The organism is Algoriphagus winogradskyi (assembly GCF_900182815.1).
Lineage (GTDB): Bacteria > Bacteroidota > Bacteroidia > Cytophagales > Cyclobacteriaceae > Algoriphagus > Algoriphagus winogradskyi.
Genome location: NZ_FXUA01000003.1, coordinates 1 through 22,840 on the forward strand (window position 1 = coordinate 1; position 22,840 = coordinate 22,840).

General features: G+C 40.6%; 21 protein-coding genes. 7 read left to right on the top strand and 14 right to left on the bottom strand.

Going from position 1 to position 22,840, the window contains the following annotated elements; translation table 11 throughout:
• Window positions 1-256 precede the first annotated feature (256 nt).
• The 4 genes from QOL76_RS08560 to QOL76_RS08575 form a co-directional block, all read right to left on the bottom strand.
• Window positions 257-904, bottom strand: a complete 648-nt coding sequence (locus QOL76_RS08560; RefSeq protein ID WP_283412540.1) for a DUF6266 family protein — start codon at window positions 902-904, stop codon at window positions 257-259.
• A gap of 237 nt (window positions 905-1,141) precedes the next feature.
• Window positions 1,142-1,336 carry a hypothetical protein gene (locus QOL76_RS08565; RefSeq protein WP_283412541.1) on the bottom strand — a complete coding sequence of 65 codons (195 nt, stop codon included), beginning with the start codon at window positions 1,334-1,336 and terminating at the stop codon, window positions 1,142-1,144.
• Between the two features lie 12 nt (window positions 1,337-1,348).
• The gene (locus tag QOL76_RS08570) at window positions 1,349-2,242 is read right to left on the bottom strand and encodes a terpene synthase family protein (protein WP_283412542.1); all 894 of its coding nucleotides are present in this window, start codon (window positions 2,240-2,242) and stop codon (window positions 1,349-1,351) included.
• On the bottom strand, window positions 2,239-2,829 hold the full coding sequence (locus QOL76_RS08575) for a cyclic nucleotide-binding domain-containing protein (protein ID WP_283412543.1): 591 nt from the start codon (window positions 2,827-2,829) through the stop codon (window positions 2,239-2,241). Before QOL76_RS08575 ends, QOL76_RS08570 begins: the two co-directional genes overlap by 4 nt.
• Window positions 2,830-3,137: 308 nt before the next feature.
• Between QOL76_RS08575 and QOL76_RS08580 the strand changes: the two genes are divergently transcribed.
• The 3 genes from QOL76_RS08580 to QOL76_RS08590 all read left to right on the top strand — a co-directional run bounded on the left by QOL76_RS08580 (window position 3,138) and on the right by QOL76_RS08590 (window position 5,419).
• On the top strand, window positions 3,138-3,536 hold the full coding sequence (locus QOL76_RS08580) for a MauE/DoxX family redox-associated membrane protein (protein ID WP_283412544.1): 399 nt from the start codon (window positions 3,138-3,140) through the stop codon (window positions 3,534-3,536).
• A gap of 1,234 nt (window positions 3,537-4,770) precedes the next feature.
• Window positions 4,771-5,151: a hypothetical protein gene (locus tag QOL76_RS08585; protein ID WP_283412545.1), complete on the top strand. Its 381-nt coding sequence runs from the start codon at window positions 4,771-4,773 to the stop codon at window positions 5,149-5,151.
• Window positions 5,144-5,419 (top strand): DUF6520 family protein, encoded by a 276-nt coding sequence (locus QOL76_RS08590; RefSeq protein WP_283412546.1) that lies wholly within the window; start codon window positions 5,144-5,146, stop codon window positions 5,417-5,419. The genes QOL76_RS08585 and QOL76_RS08590 overlap by 8 nt, the downstream gene beginning before the upstream one ends.
• Window positions 5,420-5,463: 44 nt before the next feature.
• Here QOL76_RS08590 and QOL76_RS08595 read toward each other — a convergent pair whose 3' ends face one another.
• The 3 genes from QOL76_RS08595 to QOL76_RS08605 all read right to left on the bottom strand — a co-directional run bounded on the left by QOL76_RS08595 (window position 5,464) and on the right by QOL76_RS08605 (window position 11,951).
• A complete protein-coding gene (locus tag QOL76_RS08595) occupies window positions 5,464-6,783 on the bottom strand; it encodes a RagB/SusD family nutrient uptake outer membrane protein (protein WP_283412547.1) in 1,320 nt (439 codons plus the stop codon).
• 144 nt (window positions 6,784-6,927) lie between these two features.
• Window positions 6,928-10,125: a SusC/RagA family TonB-linked outer membrane protein gene (locus QOL76_RS08600; protein ID WP_283412548.1), complete on the bottom strand. Its 3,198-nt coding sequence runs from the start codon at window positions 10,123-10,125 to the stop codon at window positions 6,928-6,930.
• On the bottom strand, window positions 10,122-11,951 hold the full coding sequence (locus QOL76_RS08605; RefSeq protein WP_283412549.1) for a TlpA family protein disulfide reductase: 1,830 nt from the start codon (window positions 11,949-11,951) through the stop codon (window positions 10,122-10,124). Before QOL76_RS08605 ends, QOL76_RS08600 begins: the two co-directional genes overlap by 4 nt.
• 628 nt (window positions 11,952-12,579) lie before the next feature.
• Between QOL76_RS08605 and QOL76_RS08610 the strand changes: the two genes are divergently transcribed.
• The 4 genes from QOL76_RS08610 (at window position 12,580) to QOL76_RS08625 (ending at window position 14,347) form a co-directional block, all read left to right on the top strand.
• Window positions 12,580-12,981, top strand: coding sequence for a helix-turn-helix domain-containing protein (locus tag QOL76_RS08610; RefSeq protein WP_283412550.1), 402 nt, complete (start codon window positions 12,580-12,582; stop codon window positions 12,979-12,981).
• A 53-nt stretch (window positions 12,982-13,034) separates the two neighbouring features.
• On the top strand, window positions 13,035-13,631 hold the full coding sequence (locus QOL76_RS08615; RefSeq protein ID WP_283412551.1) for a hypothetical protein: 597 nt from the start codon (window positions 13,035-13,037) through the stop codon (window positions 13,629-13,631).
• A gap of 111 nt (window positions 13,632-13,742) precedes the next feature.
• Window positions 13,743-13,919: a hypothetical protein gene (locus QOL76_RS08620; RefSeq protein WP_283412552.1), complete on the top strand. Its 177-nt coding sequence runs from the start codon at window positions 13,743-13,745 to the stop codon at window positions 13,917-13,919.
• 302 nt (window positions 13,920-14,221) lie between these two features.
• Entirely contained in the window at window positions 14,222-14,347 is a 126-nt protein-coding gene (locus tag QOL76_RS08625; protein WP_283412553.1) for a hypothetical protein, read from the top strand.
• 84 nt (window positions 14,348-14,431) lie between these two features.
• On the opposite strand, the gene QOL76_RS08630 is transcribed toward QOL76_RS08625, so the two are convergent.
• The 7 genes from QOL76_RS08630 to QOL76_RS08660 form a co-directional block, all read right to left on the bottom strand.
• The gene (locus QOL76_RS08630) at window positions 14,432-15,415 is read right to left on the bottom strand and encodes a polysaccharide deacetylase family protein (protein WP_283412554.1); all 984 of its coding nucleotides are present in this window, start codon (window positions 15,413-15,415) and stop codon (window positions 14,432-14,434) included.
• A 91-nt stretch (window positions 15,416-15,506) separates the two neighbouring features.
• Window positions 15,507-15,845, bottom strand: a complete 339-nt coding sequence (locus tag QOL76_RS08635; protein WP_430383840.1) for a four helix bundle protein — start codon at window positions 15,843-15,845, stop codon at window positions 15,507-15,509.
• 226 nt (window positions 15,846-16,071) lie between these two features.
• A complete protein-coding gene (locus QOL76_RS08640) occupies window positions 16,072-17,292 on the bottom strand; it encodes a hypothetical protein (protein WP_283412556.1) in 1,221 nt (406 codons plus the stop codon).
• A gap of 206 nt (window positions 17,293-17,498) precedes the next feature.
• Entirely contained in the window at window positions 17,499-18,686 is a 1,188-nt protein-coding gene (locus tag QOL76_RS08645) for a glycosyltransferase (protein ID WP_283412557.1), read from the bottom strand.
• A gap of 194 nt (window positions 18,687-18,880) precedes the next feature.
• Window positions 18,881-19,969 carry a glycosyltransferase family 4 protein gene (locus QOL76_RS08650; protein WP_283412558.1) on the bottom strand — a complete coding sequence of 363 codons (1,089 nt, stop codon included), beginning with the start codon at window positions 19,967-19,969 and terminating at the stop codon, window positions 18,881-18,883.
• Window positions 19,966-21,600 carry a glucosamine inositolphosphorylceramide transferase family protein gene (locus QOL76_RS08655; RefSeq protein ID WP_283412559.1) on the bottom strand — a complete coding sequence of 545 codons (1,635 nt, stop codon included), beginning with the start codon at window positions 21,598-21,600 and terminating at the stop codon, window positions 19,966-19,968. Before QOL76_RS08655 ends, QOL76_RS08650 begins: the two co-directional genes overlap by 4 nt.
• Window positions 21,590-22,840, bottom strand: coding sequence for a glycosyltransferase family 4 protein (locus QOL76_RS08660; protein WP_283412560.1), 1,251 nt, complete (start codon window positions 22,838-22,840; stop codon window positions 21,590-21,592). The genes QOL76_RS08655 and QOL76_RS08660 overlap by 11 nt, the downstream gene beginning before the upstream one ends.

Consider the following 22,840-nt stretch of genomic DNA (forward strand, 5'->3'; position numbering starts at 1 on the left):
TGTAATTACTCCTGCTTGTTTTGCCATAAGTATATGGGGTTTAAGTGAAACATGCAGGAAAATTCAGTTTTATCCCATTGGCTATCAATTGAATGTGCAGTATAGAGCAGAATCTGCTATAAGTTCAGGATTTAGCTGTATTACTCAGTCTTAGACGGATAAAAAAAATCCCGGAATATCCGGGATCAACTGAATCAGTATAAATAGACATAGAATGACTTTTTACTTTTCAATAGTAGGGATCTTGAAGAATTACTTATTCCAGACTACCCAAGCAAACAGAACTTGAAAAGTACCTGGCCTTATTCTTTTTCAAACGGTAGAAGGCAACGTATACATATCCGCCAACTAAATCCAAATTTGGGTCTAGGGTAAACGCTAAGAAACCTCTTTTTCTATATACCCCTTCATCTATCAATCGGAACTTTTTGCTAAGGGGATTATAAATCAACACCCAGCAAATATCTGAATGCCGGGCACGACCTACCTCTCCAACATCCCAATAGATGGAATACTTTCTTTCCTCCTCCTTCACCAAATTCATTCCGGGGGACAAGTCAAGATCTCCATCACATACTTTGATCTTTTTTGGATAGAGGCGAGGAATCCCATCCTCATTTTCCACTGCATGCTTCAGCGCCCAGGACATTGCCAAGTGAATCCCTCGTTTTCCTCCTGAAGTAAAGCGCTCAAAACCCATGGCCAATATGGATTCTATTGGAAGCAAGAACTGCTGTACCTCCACAAAAGCATTGTTTGAGTAAAGTTGCAGTTTGGATGGTTTGTAGTCAGCAGACCTTGTGGCCTTTTGCTTAATAAAAGTCTTTCCCTTCTGCTTATATAGCACGAGATTACCAACTTTTCCTACGGCTCCACTTAATAGTGAATCTGTTACCTTTCCCATTATTAGTTGTATTTAAATTAATTGTCTAGGATTACGGGTGGCAATCCCGTAGAAGCTTCACACCTGAGCCCATATTGCTCCCTTGAACTCCCCTTACTCACTGGGAGAATCAAGGGAACTACAAGGGAGGATTAAGGGAGAATTAAGGGAGGAAGTATGCCTTTGACTACTAGCAGCATATGATCATCCCTTACTAGGACTGGGATTATAATATCACTTGAATTAAGGCAATGCCAGTTAGAATATATATTCCCTTAGTTTTTCTTCGGGAATTCCGGAGAATGCGGAAAACTCCGCCACAGTAACAAATTGCTTTTCCCCTTTTTCAAGATGTTCCCGGATTTTTCGTAGTACATCGTGGCTGTACCGCTCACTCCGTCCGGTAATGCGCTGAACATCCTTAGCATAGATTACACATCTTTTTGTGATCATCAGAATTCTCATTTAGGTCTTTTTCACTCCATTTACAGTGGTTCCATACCGAAGAGCATTTTCTTCGGACCAGTACAGACATCCTCCTAGCAATAATAGTAAACGATCTGCCCATTCAGAGAGGGTCTTATTTTCATTTTTGAATTCCTGAATTATCTCCAATAAACTATCAAATAGTATGGATATGAGTTTGACCGCATGTCTGCAAGCCTCAGCGTCGGATATTCCAGTATGAATTTGCCGTAGCACTAATTCATTTTGGCTACTTTGGGTTTTCCCATGAAATTCAAATGCCTTTAAATCTGCGAAGAGGCATAGAATTCTAGCTATGCGTTGTTCCACCCATTCGATAGGGTATTCCTCTGCCGGAAAGTGCAATTTGAGGAAGTGGATAGCAAGGTAAATACCTGAACCATAGGCATGCTGCATAGTGAATAAATTCATGCCTGGGATAATACCTTGTTTTATATTATAATATTCCCAGCGTCTTGCCTGTAGGTAATCATCCAGATAAAACCAGAGTGTATCCAACCATTCCTGATCGCTTAAATCTGACATATTCTCAAGCACATCTTCCAATGCAAACCACAATGAGCTAAATGGACTTTCAAATTCCTGATAAAATGAATATTCCTCCCATCTGTGAAAGAACTCCATAGCCTCCTCGTAAAAACAATCTTGTAGCAAGTCATCCAGAGTAGTTAGGCAGAAGAAAAACTTGGTAACCTGCTCCAGCTGAGGTTTGTCAAGATCTGGCAATGCATAACCAGCAAACCATAGGATTTTATCACTTTTTAAGACTAACTCATCGTCCACTAAACCAAAACTCCAACCCCATTCAATAGCTGCTGCTTCTGCACTGCGTGTATGTAAATTGAGAGACACTGGTAAAATAGAGAGGTTCATAAGTCTTTGGATCCTTTTTCACTATACCAGCGGGATACTTTTCTTAGACTACAATTAAATAAGCCAGCTAGGTCCGTTTGCTTTAATAGGAAGATATAGTCTCCTAGGTATTTTGTCAGTTCCCGATAACCAGCTTCAAGTCCCAACAATCTAATTCCATTCATTTCAGTCCTTCTACTCATGATATAGGACATAACCTTTGATTCCAATTTCATGAGGTTATGATTTTTTTTGGCTACATATTCCTGAGAGTCAGCAGATAGCTCAATATAGACCCCATCATTGAGGGTTTTCAGGTAATACTCACTCGCCTGATTGGTGTAATAAGAATGAAATTCTGTGGCAATGTCCCCTGTAGTAAAAAGATACTCCAAATTGGGAGTACCATCCTTTTCTCTGTAAAGCCCAATCAGTCCTTCACAGACAAAGCGTGAGAATTGATCTATTTTGCCAGCTTCCTTAATAATCATTCCTTTTTTAAACCTTTTTTGATCAAGTCTTGAAAAAAGAGCTGACAGATCTTCTTCAGAAATCTCCATTAGACTTTTATAAAAATCGATCAATTGCAAACGGTACTTTCTGTCCATGACCTTTCTATTTAATTAAACAATACTATCCCGTGTGTGAAAAAGCAGATTACAATCATTATTTAGACTAAATCCACACTGTTAATTTAATGTTAAGAAGCATTTATGTCAAGAATAAAAAGGCGACGACTAAATTTTTTTTAGGAAAAAATGCCAATTGGCGTGATTTAGACGAAAAATTTAATGGATACGCCAAGTGGCTTACAATCAATTGATCACATGTCTCTAATTTTTCTACATGGTTGGGGTTCCAACAGGCTTGGATATACTCAAGCAAATGGTAAGTCAATGTTATATATGACAAATTTATGAATAGGATCCTCTGCACTTTTCTAATCCTTCTCTGGACCTACACTGGTCTAGACAAGGTAATCCGCTTTGATGCGAGTAGAAAAGCATTTTATAATCAAACTTTTCCTGGAGAATTGGCAGAGATTCTAGCCTATGCCATTCCATTTACTGAGTTGCTACTCGCCCTGCTCCTGCTCTTTTCAGTGACCCGATGGTGGGGATATCTGGGAAGCATCCTTCTTCTTTCAGTATTTACCACTTATGTAGGACTGATCTGGGTGGGAGCTTTTCCTAGGGTGCCGTGTAACTGTGCGGGGATAATTGAAAGCTTGGGATGGGCGGAGCATTTTGTTTTGAATGTGGTGTGTATTGGAGTGGCGATTTTGGGACTTAATAATTTAAAATGTAAGAATTAGGAATTTAAAATTGGGGAAGTTGTCCGATGTTGGATGTCCGGTGCCCGGTGAGGAGGAATTGGGAATTTAAAATTTAAAATGGGTGGAAGTTCCGCCACGGAGGACAGGTGTTAGTTGTTAGTTGTTAGTTGTTAGTTGTTGGTTCCGCCAAAGCGGACAGGTGTTGGTTGTTAGGATTCTCGGTTATTAACGCGTTGGTAGTTAAAGTATGAGGAGCATGCCGTAGGTATGCAAGATGGGTAGCACCGGGTTTTAACCCGGTGTATAGGATTATAATAATTAAACAGCGCTGGCCCGGAATCCTCATTCGGAGATGAATGCCTGGAGCCAGCAAGATGAAATCCGAATCAATTTCGGATGTGAGATGAACGGTTCGGTAAGAAAAAATGGTCGTTGAGACACAGACCACGGATGGAGATAGCTGGTGTTGAATGTTGAGTGACCGATGTTAGATGTTATTAATGATGAATGTAAAATTTCAAATATCGAATGATGAAGTAGGAGGCGTTAAAGTAACCTGATTATAGTCAGTAGGCTGGGGTTTCAACCCCAGCTTATAGAAGTATAATGTTTTACCAGCGCTGGCCCGGAATCATCATTCGGAGATGAATTCGGTATGCCAGTAAGATGGAATCCGAATCGATTTCGGATGTGAGATGAACGGTTCGGTAAGAAAAAATGGTCTGTGAGACACAGACCATGGATGGAGATAGCTGGTGTTGAATGTTGAGTGACCGATGTTAGATGTTATTAATGATGAATGTAAAATTTCAAATATCGAATGATGAAGTAGGAGGCGGTCAAGAAATAGGATTGTAGTCAATAGGCTGGGGTTTCAACCCCAGCTCAAAGAAGTATAATGTTTTACCAGCGCTGGCCCGGAATCGTCATTCGGAGATGAATTCGGTATGCCAGTAAGATGGAAACGGGTAGCCATCATTGTTAGAAATGTTGAATAAAGAATATGCAATTAAACCGCTGAATTTTTGTCAGTAGAATGTATTAGCAAAAGTCATGGATTGTTGGGTCTGTGAGACACAGACCATGGTTGGAGATGGCTGGTGTTAGGTGACCGATGTTAATTGTTAATAATGATGAATGTAAAATTTCAAATATCGAATGATGAAGTAGGAGGCGTTAAAGTAACCTGATTATAGTCAATAGGCTGGGGTTTCAACCCCAGCTCAAAGAAGTATAATGTTCAACAGCGCTGGCCCGGAATCGTCTATCGGAGATGATTACCAAATGCCAGCAAGATGAAACCGAATCGATTTCGGATTTCTTTGGTAAGAAAAAATGGTCGTTGAGACACACACCATGGTTGGGGGTGTTCCAGATTACGGGAACCGAGGTAGAAACCTTCGGGGTTTTGAAAACCCCAAAGGTTAAAAAAGGGGCGGCTGCTGAAACCGCCCCACAGCCCAAAACCTTGCAAGAATGGGCTGCAAAAAATAAGAATGGGAATTTATTCCTCGAAAAGACCAGAGCTCGAGGCTGGTTTATGCTGATGAATTCCTGGAAGGGAGATGCCGAAAACCCTTATCAGAGTAGGCAAACAACCAGAAACGGTTTCCCTGTTTTTGATCTGTTAAAAAACAGGGCATCTTATGAATAAAGTAAAGGGCGCATTGCCCATGATCGCTTTCGTATTTGCTGCCTTTGCAGCATTTGCGTTTAACTCTCCAAAAGAGGATAGAGAATATGGCAAAGGTGGAGGTATCTGGTACGATGTTACCGATACTGATCCAGGCATTAACACTTACCAGTGTGAGTCAGGATCTCAGCATTGTCTGTATGACGACCCATCAGTGATGGGGAATCCAATCTCTGCACCAGGACAGCTATTTGTTGTCAAAAATGCCAGTAATTTAACACCGGCTTAATTTAATCTGGGAGAGTCAGAAACGTAACCTGACTCTCCCTTTTTTCAATACAATAGGTTCCGCTCCCGGATTGAAAGCTTTAATTGGAAGTTCTCCGGTTTTCCCTCAAATATCACTAACTCATCTCCCTCATATCTCCTTAAAGTTAATTGCTCCCCATCGTGATAACTGAACCTTTTTAGGTCAGCCCATCTTTGGCCTCGGTACAACAGTGTTTTTCTTCTTTCTTCAAGTACAGTTTTTAAATAATTTTGTTGATCCTCATTACCTGCATAATCAACTATCCTGGATGCTAATAAGATATCCAAGTAGTTTTTCGCCTTTTCAATATCTCCCAATCGAACATGGGCTTCCGCTAAAATCAAATAAATTTCATCAAGGGCAACTCCGGTAAACAACTCATAATTGCCTGTATAACTCCCTTTGAAAGATGTTGAATTCATATTATTCTCAAACAAAAACTTTGATCTTAGATCTAATGAGTCAAAACTTTTGACAAAAAGAGAATCTACATAAGCTACATTCTCACCGGAAACTGAGCCTTGTGGAGCAAGAAAGGTAAATAAGATAGTTTCTGAGTTAAATAAAGGAGAGGGATAAGCCTGTGAAAAATCCAGATCCTGATAATCCATTAAGGTAAAACCTCCATCTAATACTAATTTAGCATAAGTAGCAGCATCAGAATAATTCCCCAAATAAAGGCTGATCCTAGCCAATAGTCCATAACCAGCGTAAAGAGACGGCTGAGTAGCATAGTCTGTTTTTATTGGAAGCAAGAGAATCGCCTCCTGCAAATCATTTAAGATTTCCGTAAATACTTCTTCTGATGTTTTAAGCTCTTGTGCAGCATTAATATCAGCTGTTGATGGCATAGGAATCACAAATTCATCGCTATCTAAAGTACTGGAAGGCATAGGCAGGTATAATACCGCCAGTTCAAAATAGGCACTTGCCCTCCAAAACAATGCTTTTCCTTTCAGCCTCATTTTATCTTCTTCTAGCCAGTCAGGGTCTTCATTTAGCTTATCAAGTGTGACATTGGCATAACTGATTTTTCTATACATAATAGAATAATCCAAAGGAGCCTCATCAGGAAGATAGGGGTCTAAATCCCACAAATATGCTCTTTGTTGCCAGGAATTGAAATTCTGCCAGTTGGACTTTGATGTCCAATAATCATCTGAAAACATAAAAGGCAGGATAGTCGTCAGGTTCATTGTCCCATATCCATCAAGCAATGCTTCAAAATCCGGGACAGATTCAGGCACAAGGATGGATTTAGTAGGTTTTTCATCCAAAAACCCCTGACAGGATGTGCTTATAAGCAATCCAAGTAACATTAATATTCTATAGTGTAATTTCATGTGTTTATAATTTGATTTTTTATGGCCACATAGCCTGTCCCGATCCGCCGCGGCGATCCGGGAGAATCTCGCAGGGTGAAAGATCAACCCATTGTGTGTCGCTTGTGTCATGCTCGATTTCATGCGTTTATTTCAATTGAAGAGTTAGAAATCCATTTTTATTCCCATAGCAATGCTTGTTCTCGGGGCTACAGTCTGGTAATCAGGATCGAGTTTATCATCGCTAGCTTTCCAGATGACTCCCAGATTGTTTGCATAAGTGTAAAACTCGGCTCTGGAAAATGGCAACTTATTTTTTTCCTTCTTGTCCAGAGAATAGGAAAACCGAATGTCCTGCAAGCGGATATGGTCTCCCCTTTCCACCAAAGGTTCTGAATACATATAAAATGAATTTCGGATACTATTTGCTGATGTGGGCATGGATGGCACATCAGTTAGCAGTTCATCTCCTGTCTCCTTCCATCGCTTATCAAAATCTCCATGTCCTATCTGCTGTCCTCTCAGAAGGGTATTATAGTCTATGGATCTACGCCTGTAATAGTAGCCAAGCCTATAAGAAATATTTACCGAAAGACTGAACCCCTTCCATGAAAGGGAATTTCTCAGAGAACCAAAATCCGTTGGACGTGCCGATCCATGAAAAACTAGGTCATCCGGGCTGAGTGATGAAATGATTGCCCCGTAATTCTCAGAGGGCTCTCCATCCAGGAATCCCATTGGATTTCCATTGTCAGGATTGAGTCCAGCCCAAGGGAAGGAATAAATACCAAAAAAGGGCTGGCCTTCAATTGGAGCAGGAAGAGCAGAGAATCCGGAGGTCACCAGACTCGATGCCGATTGTGTCACATCTACCTGGATTACTTCATCCCTTATGTGGGAATAAAGCAGGTCGGTCTTCCACTTCAACGTACCCTTTAGCCAATTCGCTCCTACTACTACATCCAATCCTGTGGTCTGGGTAGTGGCAAAGTTTCCTGTAACACTGGTAAATCCTGTAGATGCAGGGACATCAAATTGGCTGATAAGGTCCTGTCCCCTTTTGCCGTAAAACTCCAAGGAGGCAGAATACTTTCCTGATGTAGATTCAAAGTCCAAACCAGTATTCCAGATTCCTACTTTTTCCCATCTCAATCCAGGGTTTGGTGGATTCTGGATATAGGCACCCGGAATATTGGGAATAAAGGCATAAGATGGCTGTGTGAAATAGGCAGCAGTCAAAAGCCCGGATAGCCTTTTATCCAAATTGCCACTGTAGCCATAGCTTCCCCTCCATTTTAGATAAGCTCCATTCAGAAAGGAGGAAAATGGTTCTTCACTCAAGGTCCATCCCAGACCTGCAGACCAGAGCGGCACTCCCTTCTGGTTTGATTCTACACCAAAAAAATTAGACTGATCCTTTCGAATGCTGAATGTAGCATCCAACTTATTTGCATAGGTGTACCCCAGATTACTGTAGAAGGACACAAATCTATCTGTAGCCCCACCATGGCTTGTTCTGGGATCAATAGATCTACTTGAATTAGGATTATAATAATAAGGAAAGCGTGTGATAAAATCCACGGCAGCACTGGTCCCCAGCTTATCATTATAGCCATAATAACGCATGGAATTCGATTCCTGCCTGAGATCTCTAATCTCCGTGCCTGCCAATAAGGAGAGCCTGTGCTTTTCTGACCAGTATTTCTGATAGGTCAGTTGGCTTCTAACTGTGTGTGAAAAGGAAAATGTCTCCGAAAGATCCAGGATATCTCCATCTGGCAAGGGCCTGCTCACCAGTTCGTTTTCCCCGATCGTAGTGAACCTATTGACCAGATCCCGAACATAATAAGAAGCCTCAGGACTTCTGTTTCGCTCTCTTCCTCGGAATCCCCAATATTGGTAGGATGCCCCAATCTTCAGATCTTTTGCCAGTTCAAAATCGACCGAGGTCTGAAATCTGCCATCGAGTTTGTCATACCTGTTATCCAACTGGCCCAACTCATTGAGTGGTATGTTGTGCCAATCTAAAAGCGGCACTCCCTCCAAAGAATTGATGTAACGTTCGGAAAGGTTCGTATAGATAGGCAAAGGGCTTCCTGTTTCATCAGCCAGCGATCCATAAGGCGCTGTGCTGGGCACCGCCGTGGTATTGATATCTGCGCTCTTGGTTAGGTAAGCCCCAACAGACCAGCTTAACTTATCTTTAAGGAAACTCCATGAATTCTTCACCTGAAATGTCCAGCGATCATCAGCATTCCCTATGATACTCTGTAAGTTCCTGTCATACCCCATACTATACAGGTAGTTGCTGTGATCCGACCCGCCTGACACCGCCAATGCGTATTGCTGGTTCAATCGTGGTCTATAATAATATTGGGATAGGTCAGTCCTCAGATCCCTTCCTTTGTATAGCTCCAGCTGCACTTCTGCTTCGGATTCACTGATCCTGCCCTCCCGCTGTGCTATCAGGATTTCTACCACAGGAGAAAGAGCTGTCTTGTTTGAGCTGATCTCCTGTGAGCGGTAGTAGTTTTTTTGAAACAACTGCCTTTCTATAGCTATGTAATCCCCCATATCCATTTGAGGAACATAGTATAGGTCAGGTTGCTGAAAATAATTGATGGAGGCATTGAAGCTTACTTTAGGAGCAGATAGACGGGAGCCTTTGCTAGTGGTCACTACTATTACCCCGTTTCCAGCTCTTGCTCCCCAGATGGATGCAGCCGCGGCATCTTTTAAAACTGTGATCTGCTCGATATCATTTGGATTGATGCTTTCCAGAGGACCGTCATACGGAAAATTATCCACTATTATAAGTGGCTCTGCATTAGCAAAGAGTGTGGATCGGCCTCGAATGGAAAGTTTCTCTCCCCCGGTACCAGGTCCACTATTGAATGTCACACCGGATACAACATTATCAAGTCTATCCAGAAAATTGCTTGTGACACTGCGGTTAATTAACTCCTTGTCCATTGCGGCAAATGATCCAGTCACCCGCTCCACCGGGAGATTCTGATAGCCAGTGGACATCACCGTAACTTCCTGTAGCTGCCTACTATCCGTCAACAGGTATATTACAAGCTCTTCCTCCAAAGGTAGCGTCACTAAAACAGTGCGGGAAATCATACCTAAATAGGATACTGTCAGTTCATAAGATCCCGGAATAGCTTCCATAGTAAAAGCTCCCAGTTCATCGGTAATAGCGAGCTGATTACTTTTCCCCAGTGCTACTAAGGCACCAGGTAAGGGTTTTGCATCCTCCTTGGTTAGGATTATACCTTTTAGGAGAACAGGTTGTTCCTGCGCCTGCGTACGCTGACTTATCAGACACAGACAGATAAAGAGAACTAGTATATTTTTCATTGTGCATGAGATTTCGTTTGTAAATAGGAAAAGGGCTCTCCATTGGCTTTTTCAATTAGGCTAATGAGTTCCAGAGGAGAATATTGGTTTTTGGTGAGCAGGAAAAGGTTGTGATGTGGGTCTATCAGAAGCTTTTGGGGAAAGGAGACGATCTTGTAAGCTTCAAGAATCCCTGTGCCTTCATCCTGATGCAGTTGCAGCATATCAGGATGTGTAAAACGGTCTGACAGAATACTCTCCTTCCATCGGCTTGTGTCCTTATCTGCATTGATAGAAACAAAAACCAAATCTTCCCTATCCTTCAATTCCAGAAATACCTCCCTGAGCGTACGGGTATAGTATTTCATGCAGAACTTGCAACCGGAAATCCAAAAAGAGAGGACGAGCGTCTTTCCTCTCAATGAGTCAAGAGAGTAGGCATTGCCATCCAGATCTGTGAGCGTACCCGGTATAAATTCCCTCCCCTTCAACTCCCGCTCGGAAAGCTCTCCCAGCAGGTCTGTAATCCAGGGAGTTTTGACCATTCTTTCAGCCTTACTGAAAACCTGCTCCTGCTCGGAGTCCAGGTACCTGTAATTTTCAAGCACATACCTTCCCAACAGCTGGTCTTGCATATACTGGGATAATTCTGCAGCTAGGTCAAAGAACCCCACTTCCTGTACCCTTCCCTGAAGCATCAGCAGCTCGTATCTGGTCTGGACCCACATTGGATCCGTTGCCAACGAATCAAAACGGGAAGGAATAGTGTGGAGCCAATCCTGAAACAAGGCGGAATGGGTATCATCCTTCAAAACTTCCCCGGCAAGATTAAGCCTGGGCATCAACAAACTCAATGCGGCCGCCCAAGCCCGCTGGGAAAGGAATTCTGCCTTGTCAGCAGTCATACCTTCCAAAAGTCTGGGAAGGTGCTGGATTATCGTGTTTTCCTGAAGAGATTCTGCTAGAATTGGCAAAATAACTTGTATCTCATTTTGTCCAGGCACCAGAAACTGCATGGTGACAGAAACTGCTGCAGGACGACTTGAAGCCTGTTCATACCTAGCCTTGTTCGATGAATCGGCCAATACACGCTCCGGATGGCTACTTACCATGAGTGGACTGGAATTAAATCCCTGCTCAGCCTTAAGTCTGCTGATTTCTGCCTGCGCACTAAAAAATTCTGAAGATGGACCTCCCATGAGTACCTGACCCAAGGGTAGATCAAATCGCATTCTAGCTTGGTCACCCGGAAATACTGCCCATTGGGTCAATAGCTCCGTATCCCCTGATTTTAAGGTAAAGAAGATCGGTTCATCTGAATGCTGAAGTCTCCAGCAGTAGCTCTTATAACCATCGCTACCCTCAAAGAAATTCCCAACTTCCGCAGTAAGAGGAAGCCTGATACCTGGAGTGATTTGGGCATGATCTTTAAGCAGATGACTCCAATAGGTCAGCCAAAGAGTATCGGGTGCTTGAGCATAGGGCAGTTCCATATAAAGGATAATATCCTCAGTCCCCATACGGGCAGAAGGACTTTCGCCCTCCTGCCCTGGGATTCCAGACTGATAAACCAAATCAGTGTCTGGGGGTGACTCCGCAACTTCACTTTGTGCTTTTAATTTGCTTAAGGGAAGACATAGCAGTCCCAGTAAGCAGATGAGTAGTGTGTTTTTCATGCTTTGAGTTGTTTGATGCTGGATGACCGGTGTCCGGTGACCGATGTCCGATGCCCGAGGACCGGTGTTGGAAGTAGGCAGTCGCAGTGAGCAGTCGCAGTCTCGTTTCCGGTCATTTCGACGACGAAGTATAGCCTGTCCCGATTCATCGGGAAGGAGGAGAAATCTCATCTTTAGCTAATCCATCATTTTAATAATGAACCCTCCTTAGGCGGGCAGGTATCGAATGATGAATTCCGAATACTGAAGTGAGTAATCCCCTACTTGGTACTTTGTACTTAATACTTGGTACTTTGCACTCATCACAAGACATAGTTTTTCCACCTTAGCCTACTTGGCCAACCAGCAATAATGAATACTAAAATGAAATGTGTCAGCGCTACCGGCTACTGAGAGCTTGCTGACGTGCGTGTGTGGTAACCGGTCTGCTCAGGGCTGTGCACCTCCCCTTTCACGGTCTTAAAAGTGAACCCTTAAATCGGATTCTTGGGCTTCAGAGGATACAGGCGATCACTGTTTGATTGCATACTTCCAAACCGTATAGCTAGAATCAGCTCTGCACTATGAACCCATGAAAACACACCTTTCATCGAATAAAGAGAAGAGAAATGAAAAAAGGCAGTAATTGTCTCAGAATGTCTCATTTGCTATGATTCTTAGACAATTTTAACTAGATGTTTCATCAAAAAAGAATAAATTCGGTAGTATAAACTCTATGTATAGTAGTTTAAAACTACTATTTATAAAAAATAGCATTCAATAGCGCCAAAACCCGTATTTTTGAATAAATAGCATTATTATGAGAGAAGGAGAAGAATCAGAATTCACCGTTTTGGAGAATAAAAAAATTGGGAAAAATTTCTATATGTACCGTAAGTTGACAGATACAAAGGCATTGGAAGTTGCGGAATATTTGGGAATTAAAGAAGCAACCTATACCAAATACGAGCGGGGTGAGAGCAGGATCACCGTCGATTTAATTCAGAAGGTCTCTGAGTTTTTTAAAGTTGACCCCCTACAATTGATTTCCGCACAGCCAGGAAATTATGTTGAGGCAATTACAGGGTCAAACAACATTGCAATTCAAACAAATAGCATATATAAAGCTACAGACGCCAAACAAACCGAAGTAATGATGAAAATGATGGAGACGATGATGCAGATGAATGAGGCGATCAAGAAGATCTTGGAAGGAAAGTGAATAAACCAATAACCAAGGATTAAGTAGATATAAGATCCCTTTAATTTATTACAATGAGTTCCATCATTAAATCAGCCTTTGTCGTAATTCTATTCCTAAAATCCTTTTCTGCTTTTTGCCAAGAAGAAATTCCATGGAAGGAGGACTACGTGTTAGAATTGAATAATTTCAAATCCAATCAGTCAAAAATAGACCCCACGAAAAACTCAGTTTTTATACAATCAGGAGCTACTATTGATTTTAGTTTTTCCATGTCATCCTACGAATTTATGTTCACCAAGAATTTTAATTCCAAGGTTAAGAACATTTTCAAGCAGAACCTCGCAGTCATCTCTGCTCCTGACTCATTGTCCGCAAACTACCTGCTAGCTTATTCAAGATATGATTTTGATCTTCATGAATTGTACGCGAGGAAATTGAGAAAAGAGCTTTATGAGCAGAAAGGAGCCTTTTCTGATGTCAGCTTTTTCCAGCCCATTTATGAGAAATTAAATCAAGAAATGGTGGCGGAGAATTCGAGGACATTAAATGAAAGTCAATTTGGATCAGAATCTGATTTTCTAAAAGCCGAGCACGAATCAGTGAGAATACAGATTCTTGAGTTAAGTGATTTTTGCATGGAGTGCAAACCTCCTAAAAAGAAAAAGTAGTCCGGAGCAGAGATATATGATTACTGAGTAGGTGCTTTAAAATTTATGCGAAAAACGTAAAAACTGAACCAGTTTTTGCTATTTTGTATTACCGCTAAAAAGGAGGTAAAAATGAGTGATAAGGATTTTGCGAAATTGATGGAGATTGCAAAGGAAAGTATTGAGGCAGCAAAAACCATGTCTAAGAAAGATGCAATTGCGTCCTTGAACCGCGCAGGTATCTTAACTAAGGATGGGAAATTCACTAAACATTATCCTGCATTAAAAGCTCATTCCAAAAGGAAATAAACAATTTTTAGCCTAAGCTGAGTCCAGCTTCTGGAGAAGCAGGACAACAGAGGCCCTGTTTTAACGGGCGAATGTTGATTCGCCCCAACATCGGTGATAAATACCGTTGTGAAAAAGTTCTGTAGGGACGCCCTATGGGTAGTATAGGAATATAATATCTAAACAGCGCTGGCCCGAAATCGTCATTCGGAGATGAAATCGCAGTGCCAGCAAGATGGAAAATGGATCCATTGTGAAAATGATCTGTGAGCAAATATTAAAAAGAAGGCAGTCTGGAGACTGCAATGTCAAAAGCACAAGTCATGAGACTTGCGCTAGCTGGGGCCATTCGTGACACGAACGAGGGCGGGGGAATGAAGATAAAAGTAATGTTCAAATCAAAAAACCTGCGAGGAGATCCCTCTCTTGCCGATGGCAGTTCGGGATGACACCTCAAAGGTTACATGGATATGGAAACAAAAAAACCTCAGATTCAAGGGTCTGAGGTTTTTCAAAAATTGGGCAATTATAATCTAAACTGTTACAGCCATCTCTTTTATTTGCTGACCTACTCTACGCATATTCTTGGATTGGAAGCCATATTCCGCTTCTAGCTGGGAAAAATGTGTAATCAACTCATCCAATTCAGCTAAGGAACTTTCAGGGTTTGCTCCGAAATTATGTGGGTGCCACCAAAGGTGATAAACTTCATTATTCTTGGCTGCATGTTCCATTTCTGACTTAATACGTAACATGCGGCTCTTGTTCATTATAAAATTACTTTGCTGTTGTGGTCGAAGAATTCTGGATGCCGGGATGATTACTGGTTCATTCTCGAAAACCTTTACCTCATCTAGAGGATATGAGGTCTTAGCCCCTACCTGAAAAAAGCAATCAGCAGATCGGAATATTTTCTTACTTAGATTCTCATGCTGAGTTTCCTGCCAAAACCAATTCTTAGGGTTTCCTCGCACATAGTTATACCCTTCCTCCACACAGATTCCCAGATACAATTCATTGATATGATTGCGGGGAAAAACCAAGGATTCAAGTTTCTTTCCAAACTTATCCTGGGAGATTTTTTGGGTTGCCTTCAGGTCTTCACGGAACTGTTCGGGGCTTTGACCACGCATCAGGGTATAGTAATGTGCAAAGGAATGGGAACCCAATTCCTGACCTGGGGTATCAATGATTTGCTGAATCAGATCTGGCGCAAAATGCACATCTGGTCTGATCCCATGATTCTTTACCCACTCATAGGCGGAGTATTTCCTATCTCGGTAAGATGGTAAAAACTGTGGTGAATATGCTCGCCATTCCTCTTCATTTTCTGCAAAGAGCATCCCTACGGTAGCCCAAGTTGCTTGGATATTTGCTGCAGCAAACTTCTCCAACATAATAGGTACAATCTGCCGGGTATTTAGGAAGTAGGAAGGCTTGTAGGCAGTCCCTATTTTATCGAAGATTCCCCATAGGAGTTCGAAGTCTAGGGAGATGGTGAAGGTTCCTTTATTCATATATATTGAGTAAATGGAGATTGAGCGATTTGGAGAAAAGAGATTAGAGATTAAGAGATTAGAGAATAAGAGATTGGAGATTGGGGAGATTTTATGCCTTTCTTGAATTATTTACATGCTCCCTTTTAAGGTAAAAAATGAAGCCATTTAACACCTTTAGAGATTCAACTATCATTAATCTTAGCTTCAGATAAATCTCTTCAGAAATATAACTCTCATCTCTTGCTTCAATGATATGATCTAAAACCTCAGATAATGATCCTCGAGAGTTGTAGTAAAATTTATTACTATCCAAATAATGAAATCTTCCCCATCCTTCAGCAATATTAGCTGTAGCAGATCTAGCTGCTCTTAAAAGCTGTGACCTCAACTCATATTTTTCACTGGATGGGAAATTAACAATGACTTCTTTTTTAATACTCTTTTTCAATTCATAGGCTAATTGCCAACATTTCAGATTTTCAAAAGTTTCGGATCGATCCATGATTTTGAGTTTTTAAAAAGTGAATTGATTCTATTAAAAATAAGCAATCATTGGGAGATTAGAGATGAAGAGATTGGAGATAAAGAGATTGGGAGATTCTCAATTCTCTGTTCTCTGTTCTCTGTCCCCCTATTCCCTCTTCACTATTCCCTTAATCCCTTTTCCCACAATCCTATTTCTCCACCAACTCCGCTTCAGCGATACGTTTTCGCTCCTCCTCCACTATCCTATTAAAAATCTCACCGCGCTTTTTGATGCGGGTGGTTTTTTGCCAATCCATAAAGGCGACTACGACAAAGAGCATAAAGTACATGATCTGGGATTTTTGGCGAATGATAATACCCAGATTAGACATCACGAAGGTCATGGAGATGGAGATGGAGATAAATACCACCGCAGACATCTTTACCATAGCGGGAGCGATCTTGATATAGGTAAGAAAGTCCTTACGAACAATCTTGCTAAACATGTAGATGTAAAGCGCATTCTCGAAGGAAATGGCAATTCCCAGCGCATTTGGAGAATCAACAAAAAGAGGTCTAAACCAAAAAGTAAAGAGCTTCATAGGCAAACTATAGGAACCCATATCTACAGCAGAACCTGCTGATTGTAATCTTCCTCTATTCAAGGCAGACTCTTCTTCAAAGCTTTCCAAAACATTGGTCGGATCATACCCTAAATAAACAAGCAAATCCTCGTAAACATATATGCTCATGCCAATAGCAAAAACAACCACGAAATACTTCTGATATAGAGGCACTTTTTCCTTACCTAACACAAATCCCACACCCATACCAATCAATACCGCAAAAAGAATGTGCGGTCTTACCATATAGCAGAGAAAGCTACCAAAGGCAATATGAGGAATTCTCTTTTGGGGCCAAGAAAGACCATACACTAAAAAACCTATACCGGCAAAGATCACTGCGCCTTTACCCAAGGAGGCAGTCCAGAAGTGCATATTAGGCAGGAACATAAAAATGGTGATAGCATCCCAACCCTCGAACTTTGGGTTGAAGCGCAAGTTCTCTTTAAAAAACAAGTAGAAATAAACAAAGCCCCAGAACCCTAACCAGGTAGTCAGGAACATCATCATATCGTAATTAAAACCAAACCACCTAATGAATGGAAAAGCCATCCATTCTATAAAATCAGTTCCCGCAGAAAAAGAATCAAACCAATTCCTCCAAGCAAATGTGTGATTGTAATAGTTCACAGAATCTGATCTATTAAACTGCCCATATGTCCAATAGACCAATCCAAAAAACATGTGGTACCAAAAAATCTGGTTGAGCATACCTGCCTTTACCCACTTATGCTCCTTTTGGAGGGCACCAAGGATGGGCTGGCTAATACCAAAGAGAAGGAGGATAAGGACTACGGCACCGAGCACTTCGTGAATTTAAAATTATTGAATGAGAAATTTAAAATGATTGAATTTGAAATTTGAAATTGTTGAATTTGAAATTAAGGTAAGGAATTCAAATTGGAATTGGCGGAAAACAGAAAGGCAGTGGTGTGGGTTTCGTCTACGCTCAACCTGACACGAATTGGTTCTATCTGACAGAAATCCATTTTCGCTACTTTTTCTAAAATAAGTCATTTGGCAATCACAGACTCATATACCCCCTCTAATTCCTCTACCATTCTCTTCATACTAAACTGAGCTACAACACGCTCACGGGAGGCTTGGGACATGGATTTATGAAGTTCGTTATCATTTAGGAGTTGAACGCAGTAGCCTGTCAGTTCCTCATATTCATCGATCTCTGATAAGAAGCCCTGTACTCCATGCTGAATCACCTCTCCAATCCCTCCTGCTCTGGTGGCCACTACCGGTACTTCGCAGGACATGGCTTCCAGCATAGCAATAGGCAAACCTTCAAATTCAGAGGTGCTTAGATAAATATCCATGATAGATAGATAAGGAATTACCAGTTTTTGTACTCCAACCAAATGAAAGTTGGCTGATTTTCCTGATTCCTCTATCTGTCTTTCCAGCCTAGATCTCCATTCTCCATCTCCTACTATAAGAAAATGTGTATCTGGACATTTATCCAGAATTTTCAATGCTGTTTCTATCCAAAGCCAGAGGCGCTTTTGGTCCCTGAAAACGGCGACTATGCCGATGATTTGAGCGTCTTGTGGGATATGGAGTTCGACTTTCTGATCCGTGAAAATCCCCCCTGCCCCCCTTTTTAAAGGGGGAGTTGGCTCCGGATTGGAGATCCCGATATCTATTCTCCTAAACACATCTGTATTCACCCCATTCTGGATCACTTTAATCTTCATTCTGCCGCCACGCTGGTAAGGATCAATCATGGAGTTGAGCTGCATGGAGAGGGCAACTTCGTTGGACACCGCAATTGCTATATCCTGGCGCTTAAATGTCATTCTGTTTCCCCAATAGGAAAACTTATTATATCTCTCCCAGGTATTATGTTCTGTATATACTATGGGAATATTTAGTTTATTTCCAACTGACCTAGCCATTATCCCTGCCCAAGGTAGATGTGCATGAATGATATCTATCTTATACTCGCGGACAAATTGGCGAACCTTATTCACTCGAAAGAAGAGTCCTAAATTTCCTGAAGGAATTAAATGTACCTGAATCCCAGCAGCTTCCAGTTCATCTACAATGTTATTTTGCTGATGATAGAAATAAAGACAATGAAATTCGAATCGATCCTGATGATGAACCAAGGCAGTTTCTGGAATGAGTTTCTCTGCTCCACCACGGCCGAGGGATTTGATAAGGTGGAGGATTTTTATTTTAGTGGGCAAGGGAGGGGTTGGGGATTAGGGAATAGGAGATTAGATATTAGGAGATTTAGAGAATAGGAGACTAAGGGAATAGGGAAAAGGGAATAGGAGATTAGAGATTTAGAGATTAGAGAATAGAGATTAGGGGACTAAGGGAATAAGAGATTAGAGACTATGAATCCGTTTTGCCCCTTTAGTCAGCAGGAGTTAATTGGTTAATCAGTCTTAGGATTTAGAATATTTATATAAAATGCTTCAAACTTCTTTGCAATTTGGTCAATCTGGTAATTTTTCTCCACTAGCTTTTTAGCATTAGAAGTTATTCTGTTGAGGTCTTTCGAGGAGGTGGATAAAACCTCCGAGAGAGCATTAATGAAAGCTTGGGTATCTCCTGCTTCTACTAACCAACCAGTTTCATTGTTTTTCAGAACTTCAGGAATCCCCCCTACATTATATGCTACTACCGGTACACAACTTCCAAATGCTTCCAATATTACAGCTGGTAATCCTTCAATTCTACTCGGAAGTACGAAAATTGAGTTATTGGGTACGGATCGAAAAGGTTCGGCTAATGTACCCTTGAATAGTACATAATTTTGAAGTCCTAGGCTTTGGACTTTGCTTTGGATTTCCTCTTTCAATGGGCCCTCACCAATCAACCATAATTTTAAATCAGGAAATTTTCTGTGGATAGATGTAAATATATCAATTAGCTCTGTATGATTTTTTTCAAATGTAAAACCTCCAATATGTACTAAAACCGGATTTTCATCTAGCGCATTTGCTAATTTATCACAAGGCAGGTTAATTCCGATTGGAATTATTTGATGAGGAATATCTAACTTTAATACCGATGAAAAATCCTCCTTGGACTTGTGGCTAACAGATACAATAGCAGCAACATTCCTGTAGAGATATTTATTAAAACCCTTAATCAATGCACTATTAATGTACTGACTAATTTGAGAGGCGTTTCTGAAAATTATAGGTGTTTTCCATCCAAAAATTTTTTTAGAAAAAACAGAGAATTTTAGTGTGTCAGCGGCATTTGCTTGAATCAGATCTGGCTGTTCATGCTTGATAACTTGTGCAAATTGCCTCCAAGCCTTCAGATCCCAGAATCTGTTTTTGATTGATCTCTTTAAGTGAATCTGCTTTCCCGAATAGGGTAAATCATATTTCCCTTCAAAGATGGAAATGAGTATAATCTCGTGCCCCAGTTCTTGAAGTTTTTCTGAAAGCATGCAAGTAAATAACTCTACTCCCCTAGCCTGAGGCTTTTGAATGATTTGTAAAATTTTCACTTTCTATAATACGCGTCTGAGAAAATCCACTTATCTGTAAAATTGAAGGTATGGGTTCCTAGCATATTTAGGGAAGTATCCGGTTCAATGATATCAACCGTCTCTTCTAAATATTCGTCAATAGTAAGTTTCAAAATCTCCTGAATTTTGACTCTATGTCCATACCTCAAACCTGAATCCTGAGCAGGTCTAAATAGCTTTTCATCTTTCTCATAAATTCTCCCTGCAGGCCTGGAAGATCGGACATCAGAAACTATTGGATTTAAGGCGTGTGAAGTCCAGTTTGGCGTCAATAAGCTGGGAGAATGATAGGCGTATAATTCAATAAATCCAGAAGTTCCAGAATGGGGCTTTTGATTAACAAATAGCCAATACAAATCATCTACTTTAATAATAGTAGGATCATAAGCTTCACCTTCAAATAACACGCCTAGCTTTTGCCATTGAAAAGGGAAATCTAGGGCTTTATAAATAAATATTTTATTTGCTTCTCCTGATTCTGGAATTAAGTATATCTCATTATTCTCCTCCCATATTAATGGATAAGACAGATGCCATTCTTCTTCCAAAATGATCTTACTCTCGGATAAGTTTTCCCCATCCCATGCTGCTACTGCAATTCTGCCTTTATTAGAACGCGCATCAAAATCTTCAAAAAACAACCAGGTATTATCATCCTTCTCTACCGGAAATGGATCAGCCCAAAAAGAGCCCCTGGATAGTCCACTTTTTGGAGGTTTTATTGATCGAAAATTAATAGCACTTGGTTTCCTAAGAGAATGTGCTTCATTTTTAGCGACTAGTATTTCCCAATAAGGCTTATTAATACCTTCAGTTATTTTCCTTGATAAGTTTCTAAAAAATAGATTGATCCCTAAACCAGCCATTTTAAAAAAACCAGGTGGGGTTAAAAGTGGAATTTCAGCTTCGTTGGAAGCTTGAAGATTCTGCAACTCCTTATTCCAGCGGTCAATCCCTTTAAAAGTAATCTCGCGAATTAAACGAGGGATAATAAAACTAGAGAGCCAGAAAATTTTATTAGCATTTCTCTGTACGGAAAGTGGATCTGTTTGTGAAAAGGATTTATACAAAACTTGTCCATCATCAAGTCTTTCAGATAATCTTTGAAGGACCACTCCAGTAGTTTCCTTTTTCAACATTACTTCCCAAAACCCTGGAGGTCCTCCTTTATAAAATTGATTATCCCCATGATGGAAAGACCAGACGCCTAGTTTGGGGATCTTGAGAATTTCACCCCTGAGAATTCTAAAGCCAAAACGAAGAATAATATCAGGTTTTAATGCACTGATTTTATCCAGATCCTCTTTTTGAAAATAATCCGAATACTTCTTTTGAATTGGGGTAATTGGTAAAGAAGGAATATCCCATCTCTTTATATTCCTAATATCTATTGGTGCAAAAGCATCTGGAGATATTAAAAAAAGTTTCCGGTCTAATGCTCTATACAAGCGGTACAGGAATGGAGATTTTTTACCGCTGGATTTAGGTTTTTGATTTATTGCAGCTAAAACTATTTCCGCATTTCTTTCTTTGAGTATTTGTTCAATTGCTTCGAAGACCCAAGCTGAATTAATATATGAATCCAACAAAAGAATTATTCTAAGCTTCACTTCTTAAGTTTTGATAGATTTTATACCAGGTTTGTTCGTATTGGACAGCAATTTTCTCAATATCAAATCTGGAAATTGCTTCCTCTCTAGCCTTTGTGCCTAATTCGGCCATATTTACTGGATTTTCTATGGCAAAAATCATCTGATTGGCTAATTGCTCCGAATTTTGAACTTCAAAAATCAAAGCATTCTCAGTACTCACAGCCTCTAAATTCATAGAAATATCTGAAGCAATAATCGGTATTCCCGCCATCATAGCTTCTACTAGAGCACCTGAAAAACCTTCGTACCAAGAAGGGAAGAGGAAACAGTTGAATGATGTCGGATGTCCGATGTCCGTTGTATGATGTTCGTAAATGTTTTGGTTAACCAAGGATGAATTATCGCCTGAGGTTAATAATTGAATAGGATTAGGGATTTTTCCTGGAAGAATAATCGAGTCTTTGAGGTTTAAATCCTGGATTAGCTTTTCAAGCTCTGTTCTAAAAGGCCCATCTCCAAAAATGGTAAAGGTACAATCCGGATAGTTTTGATTGACCTTAGAAAAAGCAACAATAGCATCCTGAAAGCCTTTCCTTTCCAACAGTCTACCATAGGAGATAAAGTTAAATGGGTTAATATTTTCATCTTTATTTAGATGATATCTCGCCGAAGGCCTATCTCGCCGAAAGCCTATTTCGCGAAGGCTATCTTTAGACCAAAATTCCTCAGGAACATTTCTACCACGATAAACTACCTTAATTTTGTCTTTATCCAATCCCAAAGTCTTCACATGGGAATCAGCCAAAGCATTGGCATTTGCTATCCAATATTTTGGAATCCCTGCTGTCAACCGATCTAGCCAATAAACGAGTTTGTATTTTAATCCCTTTTTATCTTTCCAAGCATATGTACCATAGCTATCATTAACTAATGTTCCAATTAATGGTACACCAGTTAATAGTGAAGCTATTCGAGTAATAATGTCTGCGCGCCAAAGGCTGGAGATTAAGAGTTCTGGCTTTTCATTTTTAATTATTTTAACCAATCTGGAAACTGCCAATGTAAAATGATAGGTCTCTGGAATATCCAAAAAAATAAGCCGGATTCCGGCTCTTTCATATTCTTCTCTTAAGTCATGCCTGGGGTAGAAGTATACAAAAACCACTTCTACTTCCTCCGAAAATCTTGAAAGGATCTCTAGGTGACTCCGTTCAGCGCCAGCATTCACTAAGGCATCTTGGGTAAAGAGAAGTTTCAA

Bases quoted from the DNA above. Each gene is read 5' to 3' on its own strand.
- QOL76_RS08620 (WP_283412552.1), top strand. From the start codon at position 13,743: ATGAGTGATAAGGATTTTGCGAAATTGATGGAGATTGCAAAGGAAAGT.
- QOL76_RS08595 (WP_283412547.1), bottom strand. From the start codon at position 6,783: ATGAAATTACACTATAGAATATTAATGTTACTTGGATTGCTTATAAGC.
- QOL76_RS08565 (WP_283412541.1), bottom strand. From the start codon at position 1,336: ATGATCACAAAAAGATGTGTAATCTATGCTAAGGATGTTCAGCGCATT.
- QOL76_RS08590 (WP_283412546.1), top strand. From the start codon at position 5,144: ATGAATAAAGTAAAGGGCGCATTGCCCATGATCGCTTTCGTATTTGCT.
- QOL76_RS08585 (WP_283412545.1), top strand. From the start codon at position 4,771: ATGATTACCAAATGCCAGCAAGATGAAACCGAATCGATTTCGGATTTC.
- QOL76_RS08580 (WP_283412544.1), top strand. From the start codon at position 3,138: ATGAATAGGATCCTCTGCACTTTTCTAATCCTTCTCTGGACCTACACT.
- QOL76_RS08560 (WP_283412540.1), bottom strand. From the start codon at position 904: ATGGGAAAGGTAACAGATTCACTATTAAGTGGAGCCGTAGGAAAAGTT.
- QOL76_RS08570 (WP_283412542.1), bottom strand. From the start codon at position 2,242: ATGAACCTCTCTATTTTACCAGTGTCTCTCAATTTACATACACGCAGT.
- QOL76_RS08630 (WP_283412554.1), bottom strand. From the start codon at position 15,415: ATGAATAAAGGAACCTTCACCATCTCCCTAGACTTCGAACTCCTATGG.
- QOL76_RS08575 (WP_283412543.1), bottom strand. From the start codon at position 2,829: ATGGACAGAAAGTACCGTTTGCAATTGATCGATTTTTATAAAAGTCTA.
- QOL76_RS08625 (WP_283412553.1), top strand. From the start codon at position 14,222: ATGAGACTTGCGCTAGCTGGGGCCATTCGTGACACGAACGAGGGCGGG.
- QOL76_RS08610 (WP_283412550.1), top strand. From the start codon at position 12,580: ATGAGAGAAGGAGAAGAATCAGAATTCACCGTTTTGGAGAATAAAAAA.
- QOL76_RS08600 (WP_283412548.1), bottom strand. From the start codon at position 10,125: ATGAAAAATATACTAGTTCTCTTTATCTGTCTGTGTCTGATAAGTCAG.
- QOL76_RS08605 (WP_283412549.1), bottom strand. From the start codon at position 11,951: ATGAGATTTCTCCTCCTTCCCGATGAATCGGGACAGGCTATACTTCGT.
- QOL76_RS08615 (WP_283412551.1), top strand. From the start codon at position 13,035: ATGAGTTCCATCATTAAATCAGCCTTTGTCGTAATTCTATTCCTAAAA.